Annotated in this window: 11 protein-coding genes; 3 read left to right on the top strand and 8 right to left on the bottom strand. The window is 67.8% G+C overall.

The annotated features are described in order from the left end of the window. Window positions 1-16 precede the first annotated feature (16 nt). Both AC1RAA_RS23175 and AC1RAA_RS23180 read left to right on the top strand, forming a co-directional pair. Window positions 17-1,405: a zinc-ribbon and DUF3426 domain-containing protein gene (locus AC1RAA_RS23175; protein ID WP_492731854.1), complete on the top strand. Its 1,389-nt coding sequence runs from the start codon at window positions 17-19 to the stop codon at window positions 1,403-1,405. A 58-nt stretch (window positions 1,406-1,463) separates the two neighbouring features. Beyond that, complete coding sequence (locus AC1RAA_RS23180) at window positions 1,464-2,366, top strand: carbohydrate kinase family protein (protein WP_492731855.1); 903 nt, start codon at window positions 1,464-1,466, stop codon at window positions 2,364-2,366. A 117-nt stretch (window positions 2,367-2,483) separates the two neighbouring features. On the opposite strand, the gene AC1RAA_RS23185 is transcribed toward AC1RAA_RS23180, so the two are convergent. From AC1RAA_RS23185 to AC1RAA_RS23220, 8 genes are all read right to left on the bottom strand, one after another. Further along, the gene (locus AC1RAA_RS23185; protein WP_056575601.1) at window positions 2,484-3,044 is read right to left on the bottom strand and encodes a histone H1-like DNA-binding protein; all 561 of its coding nucleotides are present in this window, start codon (window positions 3,042-3,044) and stop codon (window positions 2,484-2,486) included. Window positions 3,045-3,243: 199 nt separating this feature from the next. Next, the gene (locus tag AC1RAA_RS23190; RefSeq protein WP_492731856.1) at window positions 3,244-4,434 is read right to left on the bottom strand and encodes a ribonucleotide-diphosphate reductase subunit beta; all 1,191 of its coding nucleotides are present in this window, start codon (window positions 4,432-4,434) and stop codon (window positions 3,244-3,246) included. 212 nt (window positions 4,435-4,646) lie between these two features. Then, window positions 4,647-7,559, bottom strand: a complete 2,913-nt coding sequence (locus AC1RAA_RS23195; RefSeq protein ID WP_062480342.1) for a ribonucleoside-diphosphate reductase subunit alpha — start codon at window positions 7,557-7,559, stop codon at window positions 4,647-4,649. Window positions 7,560-7,908: 349 nt separating this feature from the next. Then, on the bottom strand, window positions 7,909-8,526 hold the full coding sequence (ampD, locus tag AC1RAA_RS23200) for a 1,6-anhydro-N-acetylmuramyl-L-alanine amidase AmpD (protein ID WP_492731858.1): 618 nt from the start codon (window positions 8,524-8,526) through the stop codon (window positions 7,909-7,911). Continuing rightward, a complete protein-coding gene (locus tag AC1RAA_RS23205; RefSeq protein WP_492731860.1) occupies window positions 8,513-10,060 on the bottom strand; it encodes a sigma-54-dependent transcriptional regulator in 1,548 nt (515 codons plus the stop codon). The genes ampD and AC1RAA_RS23205 overlap by 14 nt, the downstream gene beginning before the upstream one ends. Before the next feature lie 5 nt (window positions 10,061-10,065). Beyond that, window positions 10,066-11,763, bottom strand: coding sequence for a two-component system sensor histidine kinase NtrB (locus tag AC1RAA_RS23210; RefSeq protein WP_492731862.1), 1,698 nt, complete (start codon window positions 11,761-11,763; stop codon window positions 10,066-10,068). Continuing rightward, entirely contained in the window at window positions 11,760-12,017 is a 258-nt protein-coding gene (locus tag AC1RAA_RS23215; protein ID WP_070060105.1) for a PP0621 family protein, read from the bottom strand. The genes AC1RAA_RS23210 and AC1RAA_RS23215 overlap by 4 nt, the downstream gene beginning before the upstream one ends. Further along, the gene (locus tag AC1RAA_RS23220) at window positions 12,014-12,826 is read right to left on the bottom strand and encodes a cytochrome C assembly family protein (RefSeq protein ID WP_056575582.1); all 813 of its coding nucleotides are present in this window, start codon (window positions 12,824-12,826) and stop codon (window positions 12,014-12,016) included. The genes AC1RAA_RS23215 and AC1RAA_RS23220 overlap by 4 nt, the downstream gene beginning before the upstream one ends. Window positions 12,827-12,987: 161 nt before the next feature. Between AC1RAA_RS23220 and ffh the strand changes: the two genes are divergently transcribed. Next, window positions 12,988-14,382: a signal recognition particle protein gene (gene ffh, locus AC1RAA_RS23225; protein WP_095743629.1), complete on the top strand. Its 1,395-nt coding sequence runs from the start codon at window positions 12,988-12,990 to the stop codon at window positions 14,380-14,382. The last annotated feature ends 29 nt before the right edge of the window (window positions 14,383-14,411 follow it).

Raw genomic sequence — 14,411 nt, forward strand, 5'->3', positions numbered from 1 at the left:
CTACAATCGCCCGGTCATGAGCCTCGTCACGCGTTGCCCCGCCTGCACCACCACCTTCAAGGTGGTGCGCGACCAGCTTCGCATCTCGGACGGCTGGGTGCGCTGCGGCCGCTGCAGCCATGTGTTCGATGCCACGCTCGACCTGCAGGAGGCGCCCGACGGTGCGGCGTCCGCGCCTGCCGCGCCGGCACCCGCGCCCACGCCGTCACCTTCGCCGATGTCTTCGATGGCCGCACTGGTGGCGTCTTTCGAGGACGCGCGCCTCGACCTGGCGGCCGCACGGCCGGCGGTCGAGGAGGCCGACTTTCTCGATGACGAGTCCGAGCCGCAGGCGCCACCGCCTGCCCCTCAAGACGAGGCCGGGTTGTCGACCGCCGCCACCAACGTCGCGCCGGCTGCATCCCCGCTGCCTTTCGAGCTGACGCTGCCCGCACACGGCCTCGCCGCGGACGAACCCTGGTCCGATCTCGATGCCACCGAGCCCGCATGGCGTCCACCCGCGAGTTCGCTGCCGCCGTTTCCGAACATCGACCTGAACCTCGGCGCGCCGCCTCCCGCATCGCCGCCGCCTGCGCCGCCTTTGCCCGACCTGCCGCGCAGCTCAGCGCTGCGCGGGCTGGTTGCAGCGACCGGCGAGAACGACGACGGCGCGGCCGCGGAGCGCGAGCAGGAAGAGAAGGACCACGACCAGCTCCTGATCCAGAAGGCGCTGCGCCGTGCGCGCGCCAAGTCGGCCAAGATCGCGAACGCCAAGGCCCGCGATGCGCAACACGAAGAGGCTGCCGCACCGCTGCCGGGTCCCGGCGTGCGGGCCGAAGGCGAGCCGGACTTCTCGCTCTCCGCGACCTTCGAGGCGCCTGAAGAGCATCCCTTCGCCGAAGAAGACGAGCCGACCGAAAAGGCTGTCGGCTTCTGGCAGCGCAAGGGCGTGCGTCGTCTGCTCGTGCTGCTGGCCGTGCTCGCGGCGTTGGCCCTCATCGTGCAGATCGTTCGCCACGAGCGCGACGGCATCGTGGCGCGCCAGCCGAACCTGCGGCCCGCGCTGTCGGCGCTGTGTCAGTACACCGGCTGCGAGCTCGCGGCGCTGCGCCAGATCGGCGACATCGTGATCGAAGGCGCGGCCTTCGCGCGCGAGAAGAGCGGCGGCAACGACTACCGGCTGAGCTTCACCTTGCGCAATGCGGCGACCGTGCCGCTCGCGATGCCGGCCATCGAACTGTCGCTGCTCGACACGCAGGAACAAGCCGTCGTGCGGCGCGTGCTGACGCCTGCCGACTACGGCGCGCCGGGCGTGCTGGCGGCGCGTGCCGACCGCGCGGCCTCGTTGCCGCTGACCCTGTCGGCCAGCGAGGCGGCGGCATTGCCGCCGATCGCGGGCTACCGCGTCGAAGCTTTCTATCCCTGAGCGGAGCGCCGACACGCGCGCCGCTCGTTCCCTTTCTCATCCAACCTACGGTCCACCCATGGCAGCAGTGATTTGCGGTTCCCTCGCGTTCGACACCATCATGACTTTCGAAGGCCGGTTCGCCGACCAGATCCTGCCGGACCAGCTGCACATCCTGAATGTGTCGTTCCTGGTGCCGGGCCTGCGCCGTGACTTCGGTGGCTGCGCCGGCAACATCGCCTACAGCCTCAACGCCCTGGGCGGCACGGCGCTGCCGATGGCCACGCTGGGCAGTGACGGCGCCGACTACGCCGAGCGCATGCGCACGCTGGGCATCAGCACGGAGTTCGTGCGTCAGCTCGACGACACCTTCACCGCGCAGGCGATGATCATGAACGACACGGACAACAACCAGATCACGGCGTTCCATCCCGGCGCGATGCAGCAGGCCCACATCACGAAGGTGGTGGCGCGCGAGGACATCAAGCTCGGCATCATCGCGCCCGACGGCCGGGAGGCGATGCTGCAGCACGCCGAGCAGTTCGCCGCCGCCGGCATTCCCTTCGTGTTCGATCCGGGCCAGGGCCTGCCAATGTTCGACGGCGACGCGCTGCGCCACTTCATCGAGCTCGCGAGCTGGGTCGTGGTCAACGACTACGAAGGCAAGATGCTGTCGCAGCGCACGGGCTGGAGCCTGGCCGAGATCTCGCAACGCGTGCGCGGCCTCGTGGTCACGCTGGCCGCCGAGGGCTGCGAGGTGTGGACCGGCGGCGAGCGCGAGCACGTGCCCGGTGTGACGCCCACGGCGGTGATCGAGCCCACGGGTTGCGGCGACGCGTGGCGCGGCGGCCTGCTGTACGGCCTGGAAAAGGAATGGCCGCTGGCGCGCTGCGCAGCGCTTGGCAACCGCATCGGCGCGCTCAAGATCGCGCAGCGCGGACCGCAGAACTACCAGATCGACCGCGCGACGCTCGACCTGTGATTCGCTGACGACCCGCCCGCATCGCTTCGGCGATTCGGCGACAGCGGGCGCCCATGAAAAAAGCCCGGCACCTTGCGGTGCCGGGCTTCGTGCCTTTCAAGGCCGCTGAGAATTCACTCAGGGCTTGCTGGCCGTCGGAAACGGCCAGGCTGCCTGGGGATTCAGCGTCGTTTGCGCCGCAGGGGCAGGCGCTACGGCAGCCTTCGCAGGCGCGGCGGCCTTCTTGGCAGCAGGCTTCTTGGCAGCAGCGGCAGGCTTGGCAGCGGGCTTTTTCGCGGCTTTCTTGGCCGCGGCCTTCTTGGCAGGGGCCTTCTTGGCGGCAGCCTTCTTCGCAGGGGCCTTCTTGGCAGCAGCCTTCTTGGCAGGCGCCTTCTTCGCTACGGCCTTCTTGGCAGGCGCCTTCTTGGCGGCGGCCTTCTTTGCCGGAGCCTTCTTGGCGGCGGCCTTCTTCGCCGGTGCAGCCTTCTTCGCTACGACCTTCTTGGCTGCAACCTTCTTGGCCGCGACCTTCTTTGCCGGAGCCTTCTTCGCTACGACCTTCTTGGCGACAGCCTTCTTGGCCGGAGCCTTCTTGGCAGCGACCTTCTTTGCCGGAGCCTTCTTCGCGGCGACAGCCTTCTTAGCCGGAGCCTTCTTTGCAGCGGCCTTCTTGGCCGGCGCTTTCTTTGCAGTTGCCATTTCTATTTCTCCTTGATCAAGTTGAAAAAATCAACCTATTGAAGCACTCCACGCGCGTTGGGAGCGTGAAGCGATTCATGGCGTTGGAATCTGAGCCCCAGCACCATGAACACCTGAGCCCTCGTCCATGCCGCGCTCTTTGGCGCAGTCGGTGGCAAGGGCAATTCTTGAATTCATGAATTGTTGTGTATCGAAAAATTCAATCCCAGGAGAGCGCACCACCCGACTGGTACTCGATCACGCGGGTTTCGAAAAAGTTGCGCTCTTTCTTCAGGTCAATCATTTCGCTCATCCAGGGGAACGGGTTTTCCTCGTTCGGGAAGAGCGTTTCGAGGCCGATCTGCTGCGCGCGCCGGTTGGCGATGTAGCGCAGGTAGCCCTTGAACATGGAGGCGTTCATGCCGAGCACGCCACGTGGCATGGTGTCTTCGGCGTATTTGTATTCGAGCTCGACGGCCTTCATGAAGAGGTCCTTGATCTCGGCCTTGAACTTTGCGGTCCACAGGCCAGGATTCTCGAGCTTGAGCTGGTTGATCAGGTCGATGCCGAAATTGCAGTGCATCGACTCGTCGCGCAGGATGTACTGGTACTGCTCGGCGGCGCCGGTCATCTTGTTCTGACGGCCCAGCGCAAGGATCTGCGTGAAGCCGACGTAGAAGAAGAGACCTTCCATCAGGCAGGCGAACACGATGAGCGACTTGAGCAGCGTCTGGTCGGTCTCGTGCGTGCCGGTCTTGAAGTTCGGGTCGCTGATGGCGTCGATGAACGGGATCAGGAACTGGTCCTTCTCGCGGATCGACGGCACTTCGTTGTAGGCGTTGAAGATCTCGCTCTCGTCCAGGCCGAGCGACTCGACGATGTACTGGTACGCGTGCGTGTGGATCGCTTCCTCGAAGGCCTGGCGCAGCAGGAACTGGCGGCACTCGGGAGCCGTGATGTGGCGGTAGGTGCCCAGCACGATGTTGTTGGCGGCCAGCGAGTCGGCGGTCACGAAGAAGCCGAGGTTGCGCTTGACGATGCGGCGCTCGTCTTCGGTCAGGCCGTTCGGGTCCTTCCACAACGCGATGTCGCGCGTCATGTTCACCTCTTGCGGCATCCAGTGGTTGGCGCAGGTGGCGAGGTACTTTTCCCAGGCCCACTTGTACTTGAACGGCACCAGCTGGTTGACGTCGGTCTGGCCGTTGATGATCCGCTTGTCGGAAGCCTTGACGCGCTGGCCTGCAGCGGCGGCCACCGGTGCGGTGGCAGTGGCGGGTTGTGCAAGCGACGAAGTCGGAGCGGCGACCGCGCGGCCAGCGGAAAGACCGCCGGTCGATGCGTGGTGCTGCTGCAATCCTTGTTGCATATCCTTTGGTAAGGAGGGCTTGACTTCTTCGTCCCAGGTCAACATAGAAAAATCCAATGCGCAATTATCGGAGCAACGATGTGAGTTGCAAAGTGCTCGTTCACATCGTGCGCCATTTATGGGGTTGTTATGTTGCTCGCATGCATCGCGCGACGTCAGTCAATGCCTTGATTGATTGAACGTCGCGCGCTTTTCACTTGTGCGAGCACCTCGCTGATCGATCGAAGCGTCTGGTGTGTTGACGCTTCACTTGCACATCACTGGCAGGCTTCGCAGGTCGGATCGTCGACACCGCAGAACGCGATGTCGGTGGCGGGCATCGCGCTCATCTGTGCCTTCGCTGCAGCAGCGGCGGCTTCGAGTGCGCTCATGCCCGAGGGTGCGTCGTTGCCCGACGACACCGCGTTGAGACGGCCCGATTGCACCGTCGACTTTTCAGCGTGCGTCGCGCTCTGCGTGCGCAGGTAGTAGGTGGTCTTCAGGCCGCGCAGCCAGGCGAGCTTGTAGGTGTCGTCCAGCTTCTTGCCCGAGGCGCCGGCCATGTAGATGTTCAGCGACTGCGCCTGGTCGATCCACTTCTGGCGACGCGCGGCGGCTTCCACCAGCCACGTCGTCTCGACTTCGAACGCGGTGGCGTACAGCGCCTTCACGTCCTGCGGCACGCGGTCGATGGGACGCAGCGAGCCGTCGAAGTGCTTCAGGTCCATGACCATCACGTCGTCCCACAGGCCCAGGCGCTTCAGGTCGCGCACCAGGTAGTGGTTGATCACGGTGAACTCGCCCGACAGGTTCGACTTGACCGACAGGTTGCCGAAGCAGGGTTCGATCGAGGCGTCCACGCCGATGATGTTCGAGATGGTCGCCGTGGGGGCGATGGCCACGCAGTTCGAATTGCGCATGCCGTCGGCCTTGATCTTGGCGCGCAGCGAATCCCAGTCGAGGGTGGCCGAGCGGTCCACTTCGACGTAGCCGCCGCGGGCCTTCTCGAGCAGGTCGAGCGAGTCGATCGGCAGGATGCCCTTGTCCCACAGCGAGCCCTTGTAGCTCGAGTACTTGCCGCGTTCCTTGGCCAGCTCGGTCGAGGCCCAGTAGGCGTGGTAGCAGATGGCTTCCATCGACTCGTCGGCGAACTGCACGGCTTCCTGCGAGGCGTAGGGAATGCGCAGTTCGTACAGCGCGTCCTGGAAGCCCATCAGGCCCAGGCCGACCGGACGGTGGCGCAGGTTGGAGTCGCGCGCCTTCTTCACGGCGTAGTAGTTGATGTCGATCACGTTGTCGAGCATGCGCATCGCGGTCGAGATGGTGCGCTTGAGCTTTTCCTGGTCGACCTTGCCGTCCTTCAGGTGCTGCAGCAGGTTCACGGAACCCAGGTTGCACACGGCGGTTTCGGTGTCGCTGGTGTTCAGCGTGATCTCGGTGCACAGGTTCGACGAGTGCACGACGCCGGCGTGCTGCTGCGGCGAGCGCACGTTGCAGGCGTCCTTGAACGTGATCCAGGGGTGGCCGGTCTCGAACAGCATCGTGAGCATCTTGCGCCACAGGTCCGAGGCCTGGAGGGTGCGCGCGGGCTTGATCTCGCCGCGGGCGGCCTTCTCTTCGTAGGCGACGTAGGCCTTTTCGAAGTCGGCGCCGAACAGGTCGTGCAGGTCAGGCACGTTGGAGGGCGAGAACAGCGTCCAGGTGCCCTTTTCCATCACGCGGCGCATGAACAGGTCGGGGATCCAGTTGGCGGTGTTCATGTCGTGCGTGCGGCGGCGGTCGTCGCCGGTGTTCTTGCGCAGCTCCAGGAACTCCTCGATGTCGAGGTGCCAGGTTTCCAGGTACGTGCAGACGGCGCCCTTGCGCTTGCCGCCCTGGTTCACGGCCACGGCCGTGTCGTTCACCACCTTCAGGAACGGCACCACGCCTTGCGATTCGCCATTGGTGCCCTTGATGTGGCTGCCCAGTGCGCGCACGCGGGTCCAGTCGTTGCCCAGGCCGCCGGCGAACTTCGACAGCAGCGCGTTTTCCTTGATCGACTCGTAGATGCCGTCCAGGTCGTCGGGCACGGTGGTCAGGTAGCAGCTCGAGAGTTGCGAGCGCAGCGTGCCGGCGTTGAACAGGGTGGGCGTGCTCGACATGAAGTCGAACGAAGACAGCACTTCGTAGAACTCGATGGCGCGGGCTTCGCGGTCGATTTCGTTCAGCGACAGGCCCATGGCCACGCGCATGAAGAACGCCTGCGGCAGCTCGATGCGGGTCTTGCGCACGTGCAGGAAGTAGCGGTCGTACAGGGTCTGCAGGCCCAGGTAGTCGAACTGGTTGTCGCGCTCGGCCTTCAGGGCGGCGCCCAGGCGGGGCAGGTCGTACTGCAGCAGCTTCTCGTCGAGCAGCTCGTTCTCGACGCCCTTCTTGATGAACTGCGGGAAGTAGTCGGCGTAGGCGGTGGCGCGCTCGACCGGCATCACTTCGCGGCCGATGATTTCCTTGAAGATCGTGTGCAGCAGCAGGCGCGCGGTGGCGAAGGTGTAGTCGGGGTCCTTCTCGATCAGCGTGCGGGCGGCCAGGATGGAGGCCTTGTAGACCTCGTCCAGCGGCACGCCGTCGTACAGGTTGCGCATCGTCTCGGCGACGATGGGGGCGGCGGTGATGCTGTCGCCCAGGCCCTGGCAGGCCGACTCGATCAGGCCCTTGAGCTCGTTCAGGTCCAGGGCCACGCGCTCGCCGTTGTCGAGCACGTGCAGCGCCGGCGCGGCGGGCACGTCCTGCTCGCCCTGCTTCGAACGTTCCTGGGTGCGGCGTTCGCGGTACAGCACGTAGGCGCGCGCGATTTCATGGTGGCCGCCGCGCATCAGGCCGAGCTCGACCTGGTCCTGCACGTCTTCGATGTGGAAGGTGCCGCCGCCCGGACGCGAGCGCACCATGGCGCGGATCACGCCTTGCGTCAGCGTGTCGACGGTCTCGCGCACGCTGGCGGAAGCCGCGCCCTGGGTGCCGTGCACCGCCAGGAAGGCCTTCATCATCGCGATGGCGATCTTGTTCGGCTCGAAGGGAACGACGGCGCCGTTGCGGCGGATGATCTGGTAGTGCGCGAGGTTCTGACCGGTGGGCGAGCCCGCAGTGTCTTGTTGCTGCTGCGGCGTCGCGGGGACGGCGCGGGGGGTCGACGGGGTGTTCAGTGCAGTTTGCATTCGCTTCCTCTCGGTTGTGCAATTCTTGTTGGTTGGCAAGGCCTCGCGGGCCTTGCGTCGGCGTTGTTGCCGAACGGGAAGACACTATATCTAGGGTGTCTGTGCCCTACAAGCCACTACAGGTAGTGTTTTCCTATGGATGCAAGCCTTACAGGAATTGCGCCGTACCCAGCGCATCGCCAGCGATGCCGCGTGAATACTGGCCCATGGTGGCGCAACCCGCATGGGGCGCGGCTTGCAAGGCGATTTGGGCCTGCAGCCCGCATGGTTGCTACGTCGCGTGCCTGCGCTTGCGAGATTGCTGCGCTGCGAGAGCGGCGCATCGCGGGCCACGGAGCGATTGAAAAAATTAGCGCGCGACCACCTGCTCGGGAAACATCTGTGGATTCCAGCCGAGCTGTTCGCGCAGCAGGCGCCAGTCGAAACCGGCGCCGGGGTCCTGCTTGCGGCCGGGCGCGATGTGCTCGTGGCCGGCGATGTGGGCGATGGCGTAGTGCTGCGCGAGCGCGGCGCACAGGCTCGCCAGCGTCTCGTACTGCGCCTCTTCGAAGCGCTCGCCCTCGAGGCCTTCGAGCTCGATGCCGACGGAGTCGTCGTTGCAGTTGGTGCGTCCGCGCCACGACGACACGCCGGCATGCCAGGCGCGGTCGTCGCAGCTCACGAACTGCCAGAGCTCGCCGTTGCGTCGCACATAGAAATGCGACGACACCTCGAGCCCGCGGATCGACTGGAAGTACGGGTGCGCGTCCCAGTCGAGCCGGTTGGTGAAGAGCTGCTGCACCGCGTCGCTGCCGTACTCGCCCGGCGGCAGGCTGATCGAGTGCAGCACGATCAGGTCGGTCTGCGCGCCGACGGGGCGCGGGCCGAAGTTGGGCGAGGGCAGGGCCTTGGCGAAGCGGTACCAGCCGGCGCGCCAAAGTCTGTCGTCGCCGGCCGGTGTCGTGGCGAAGTCGTCAGTCGTCGGCATGCGCGGTGGCACCGTCGTCGCCGTTGGGCGTGGAGATGCCCAGGCGCGCGATGCGGTAGCGGATCTGGCGCAGGCTCATGCCCAGCCGCGCGGCGGCGGCCGTGCGGTTGAAGCCGCTTTCGTGCAGCGCGCGCACGAGGATCTCGCGCTCCTGCTGGTCGAGCCAAGCTTGCAGGTCGGAGGGCAGCGGCGGCGCGGGCTTGGGCTCGACCGCCGGCGCGGGGGCCGCAGCCACCGCAGCGGCGGCTGGCGCTTCAGCGGATTCGCCGCGCGGCGCGGTGGGCATCGGCGTCATCGCGCCCATCAGGTCGATGTGCAGCTCGTCGCCGTCGTTCAGCGCCACGGCGCGGTGCAGCAGGTTCTCGAGCTCGCGCACGTTGCCGTCGAGCGGGTGCTGGGCCAGGCGCTGCAGCAGCGCGTCGGACAGGCGCGGCACGGGCAGGCCGCCGTCCTGCGCGATGCGCGCGAGCAGCGCGGTGCACAGCGCGGGCAGGTCTTCGCGGCGCTCGCGCAGCGCGGGCACGGCGATCTCGATCACGTTGAGCCGGTAGAACAGGTCCTGCCGGAAGCGGCCGGCCAGCACCTCGGCGTGCAGGTCTTTATGGGTGGCGCTCACGATGCGCACGTCGACCGCGTCTTCCTGCGTCGAGCCGATGGCGCGCACGCTGCGTTCCTGGATGGCGCGCAGCAGCTTCGACTGCATGGCCAGCGGCAGGTCGCCGATTTCGTCCAGGAACAGCGTGCCGTCGCGCGCCGCCTGGAAGTAGCCGTCGCGGTCCTGCGAGGAGCCGGTGTACGAGCCCTTCTTGGCGCCGAAGAACTCGGCCTCGAGCAGGTTCTCGGGAATCGCGCCGCAATTCACCGCGACGAAGGGGCCTTCGCTGCGCTGGCTGCAGCCGTGCACGGCGCGCGCGACCAGTTCCTTGCCGGTGCCCGACTCGCCGCGCACCAGCACCGGCGCCATGCCGCGCGCCACCTTGGCGATGCGCGACTTGACGAGGCGCATCGGGTCGGAGTCGCCGACCAGCCGGTCGAGCGCGGTGGCGCCGCTGCGCGTCACGGCCAGTGCATCGGGGCGTTCCCCGCCCTGGCCGGCGGCCTGCGGCGGCGCTTTCTGCGGCACGACCACCGCCGCGCGGTTGGCCTGCACCGCCGACGCCACCACGGCGCGGAACTGCTTCAGGTCGACCGGCTTCGTGAGGTAGTCGAAGGCGCCGGCCTTCAGCGCCTCGACCGCGTTCTCGGCCGAGCCGTAGGCGGTCATGACGACGCAGCGCTCGCTGCGCTGGTCTTTCTGGATGCGGTGGATGATCTCCATGCCTTCGCCGTCGGGCAGCCGCATGTCGGTGATCACGGCGTCGAAGCGGCCGGCTTCCAGGTGCTGCCAGGCTTCGGACACGCTGCCCGCGGCTTCCACCCGGTAGCCCTCACGCAGCAGCGTGAGTTCGTACAGCGTGCGCAGGTCGGGTTCGTCGTCGATGACGAGGATCTGCGCGGGGCGCGGGGCGGCGGCGGAAGGCGGGAGGGAGCTCACGGCCGCTATTGTGTCAGCCGGTTTTCGCTCGGTGCGAAGCTGACGAAGAATTCATTGCCCTCGGGGCCGCCCGACACCAGCGCGCGCCGTTCGTAGCCGATGGTGGCGCCGTGGCGCCGGCACAGCTCGCGGCACAGGAACAGGCCCAAGCCGCTGGAGCGGCTCTCGGACGAGAAGAAGGGTTCGAACAGGTGACGCTGCACCGCCGGCTCCAGCGGTGCGCCGTCGCTCCACACCAGCAGTGCGGGGCGCTGCACGCCGGCGCGCTGCAAGGTGGTGATGACCTGGATCGCGCCTTCGCGCTGGCTGGCGTAGCGGGCGGCGTTGTCCAGCAGGTTCACCAGCAGGCGGCGCAGGTGCTCGGCTTCGAAGCGCACCTCGCTGCCCTGCGCGTCGAGCGCCACGCGCACGCCCTTGCGCTGGGTCTGGCGTATCCATTCCTCGGCCAGGATCTGCGCCGCCGGGTCGAGCACCAGCTGCTCGCCCAGCGAGAGCACGCGCTGCTGGCGCGCGCGCGAGACGTCGAGCACGTCGTCCACGATGCGCGCCAGGCGCTGCGCGTTGTGCTGCACCATGTCGGTCAGCTTGCGGTGCGCCGGGTCGGTCAGGTCTTCGCTGAGCAGCGCGCTGGCCTGCGCGATGGCGGCCAGCGGGTTGCGGATTTCATGCGCCACCGCGGCCGACATGCGGCCCATCGCGGCGAGCTTCTCGGTGCGGATGCGGGCTTCGAGCTCGCGCAGGTCCTGCAGGAACATCACGCACAGGCTGTCGGCGCGGCGGTCGTCGGTGGGCGTGAGCCGGGTGCGCACGCGCACCTCGCGCGCCGCGCCGCGGGCCTGCGCCACCGGGATCTCTTCGGTCTGCGGCGCGCGCCGCGCGAAGGTCTGGCGCGCCAGCGCGGCCAGCGCATGCCAGGCCGGCTGGGTGTGCAGCGGGAACGGCAGCGGCAGCTGCGCCAGGCCCTGGCCGAGGATCGCGTCGGCCGCCGGGTTGGCTGCGTGCACCAGGCCGTCGGTGTCGATCACCAGCACGCCTTCGCTGAGGGTTTCGATCACCAGGTCGTTGACCTGCGCCTGCATCTGCGCGTGGCTGCGGCTGCGCTGCGCCACCGCTTCCTCGCGCGCCAGCCGGCGCGCGAGTTCGTGCGCGAGCAGCGCCACCACGAACAGGCCGGTGCCGGTGAGGGCGGCCTGCACGAAGCGCGCCGAAGGATCGCCGGGTTGCTGCAGCCAGTGCCAGCCGGCGTCGGCCAGCAGCAGCAATGTCACGGTGGCCGTGGTGCCCAGGCCCACGAGCAGCGTGCCGAGCACCGCACTCATCAGCACCGGCAACGCGAACAGCGGCGTGTAGTTGACGCTGCCGCCCTGCAGCACCTGCAAGGCGCTGAAGATGCCCAGGTCGACCCCGATGGTCAGCAGCCAGAGGGTGGAGAAGCCGCGGATCGGCGGCTCGAAGTGCGCGTAGCGCATCTCCAGCCAGGCCAGCACGAGGTAGCCGCCCGACAGCACGATCGGCAGCGGCTGCACGGCCTGCCCGATGGCGAAGGCCACGCCCTGCAGCAGCACCAGCACCACCGCCACGAAGCAGCGCGCCGCCATGAAGCCGCGCCACAGCCGCAGCAGGGCTGTGCTGTCGCCGGCGCCCAGGTCGAGCACGTCCCAGTCGGTGGCCGGCTCGCCGCGCGACCGGCGCAAGGAACTCATGCGGAGGTGCCGGCCTGGCGGTGGGCGGCGCTGCAGAACACCGCGCCGTCCGGCCCGGCGAGTGCGTCGGCCGCGGGCAGGTGCAGCCCGCAGTGGGCGCAGCGCACCATGGCCTGCGGCGGGCCGACGGCCGGCGTGCGCTGTTGCGCTTTTTTGGCGCGTTCCTGCTGCGCGTCGCGCATCTCTTCGCGCCGGTTCTTGCGCCAGAGCCAGATCGCGACCCACACCACCGCGAGGACGAGCAGGTACTTCATGCGGGCAGGCGCGTCAGCACGACTTCGAGCACGAAGCGCGAGCCCACGTAGGCCAGCAGCAGCAGCGCTGCGCCCGCATACAGCACGCGCCGCGCCGTGCGTCCGCGCCAGCCGAAGCGCGCGCGCCCGGTCAGCAGGACCGCGAAGCTGAGCCAGGCGAGCACCGAGAAGATGGTCTTGTGGTCCCACTTCCAGGCGCGGCCGGCGGCACCGTAGAGCTGCTCGCTGAACAGCAGGCCGGCCAGCAGCGTGGCCGACAGCAGCACGAAGCCCGCCGTGACGAAGCGGAAGGTGAGCCGTTCCAATGTGAGCAGCGGCACGCCGGCCTGTGCATCGGCACTGGCCAGGCGGATCTGCTTTTCGGCCCGCGTGATCAGCCAGGCGTGCACCACGGCGGCGCCGAACAGGCCGTACGAGGCGATGCCCAGCGCGAGGTGCAGCGGAAGCCAGGGCGAGGCGCTGACATGCAGCGGCGTGCCCGGGAACAGCAGCGCCAGCAGCACCGCCGCCGCGCCCAGCCAGGCCAGCGCACGGCGTGCCTTCAGTTGCGGGTACAGGCGGCTTTCGACCGCGTAGACCGTGAGCACCAGCCACGCCGTGACCGACAGCGCCGGCGCAAAACCGAAGCGAGGGTCGCCGCCGATCAGCCCGTGGCCGAGCACCGCAGCGTGCAGCAGCCATGCGATGCCGAGCGCCCATTGGGTGGTCTGGCGGCTGAGCCGCGCACCGGCGGCAGCGGCAAAACCGTAGGCTGCCGCGGTGGCGATGCCCAGCGCCACGCCGAGTGGGGAGGGGATCGCTAAAATCATCGGTGGAGTGTATAGGCTCGCCCCCCGGCTTCGCGCACGTCGCGTCGCTTCGCCCACCCCCGCCGGGGGCACCCCCCGCGAGAGAGCGGGCCCACGTACCGCTTCCAGGTTTTCACGACTTTCCATCGGTCCGCTGCCGCGGACAACAAGGTATTTCCTTCATGGCCACCGCCCTCACCGAAAAGTTCTCCCGCCTCGTCAAGACGATGAGCGGCCAGGCGCGCATCACCGAAAGCAACGTGCAGGACATGCTGCGCGAGGTGCGCATGGCGCTGCTGGAGGCCGACGTGGCGCTGCCCGTGGTGCGCGACTTCGTCGCCCGCGTGAAGGAGAAGGCGCTCGGCCAGGAAGTGCTGGGCTCGCTCAAGCCGGGCCAGGCGCTGGTCGGCATCGTCAACCGCGAGCTCGCCGCCACCATGGGCGAAGGCGTGTCCGACATCAACCTCGCGGCCCAGCCGCCGGCGGTGATCCTCATGGCCGGCCTGCAGGGCGCCGGCAAGACCACCACCACCGCCAAGCTGGCCAAGCACCTGATCGAGAAGCGCAAGAAGAAGGTGCTCACCGTGTCGGGCGACGTGTACCGCCCGGCCGCCATCGAGCAGCTCAAGACCGTCACCAAGCAGGCCGGTGCCGAATGGTTCCCGAGCACGCCCGACCAGAAGCCGCTGGACATCGCGCGCGCCGCGCTCGACCACGCCAGGCGCCACTATTTCGACGTGCTGCTGGTCGACACGGCCGGCCGCCTCGCGATCGACGAAGTGCTGATGACCGAAATCAAGCAGCTGCACGCCGAGCTCGATCCGGTCGAAACCCTGTTCGTGGTCGATGCCATGCAGGGCCAGGACGCGATCAACACCGCCAAGGCCTTCAAGGAGGCGCTGCCCCTCACCGGCATCATCCTGACCAAGACCGACGGCGATTCGCGCGGCGGTGCGGCGCTGTCGGTGCGCCAGGTGACGGGCGTGCCGATCAAGTTCGCCGGCGTGAGCGAGAAGATCGACGGCCTCGAGGTGTTCGATGCCGAGCGCCACGCGGGCCGCATCCTGGGCATGGGCGACATCGTCGCGCTGGTCGAGCAGGTCACGGCCGGCGTCGACGTGGCGGCGGCGCAGAAGCTGGCCGCCAAGGTCAAGAGCGGCGCGGGCTTCGACCTGAACGACTTCCTCGGCCAGCTGCAGCAGATGAAGCAGATGGGCGGCCTTTCCAGCCTGATGGACAAGCTGCCGCAGCAGATGGCCGCCAAGGCCACCGAGGCCGACATGACCCGCGCCGAGCGCGACATCCGCCGCAAGGAAGGGATCATCCAGAGCATGACGCCGCTGGAGCGCCGCAAGCCCGAGCTGCTCAAGGCCACGCGCAAGCGCCGCATCGCGGCCGGCGCGGGCGTGCAGGTTCAGGAAGTGAACCGCCTGCTCAACGAGTTCGAGCAGATGCAGGGCATGATGAAGAAGATGAAGGGCGGCGGCCTGATGAAGATGATGAAGAAGATGGGCGGCATGAAGGGCATGGGCGGGATGCCCGGCATGGGCGGAGGCGGCGGCAAGCTGCCGTTCTGAGCCCGACCGCTCGACGCATGCATATATAG

The sequence above is a fragment of the Variovorax sp. GW823-FHT04F07 genome, from assembly GCF_058795995.1.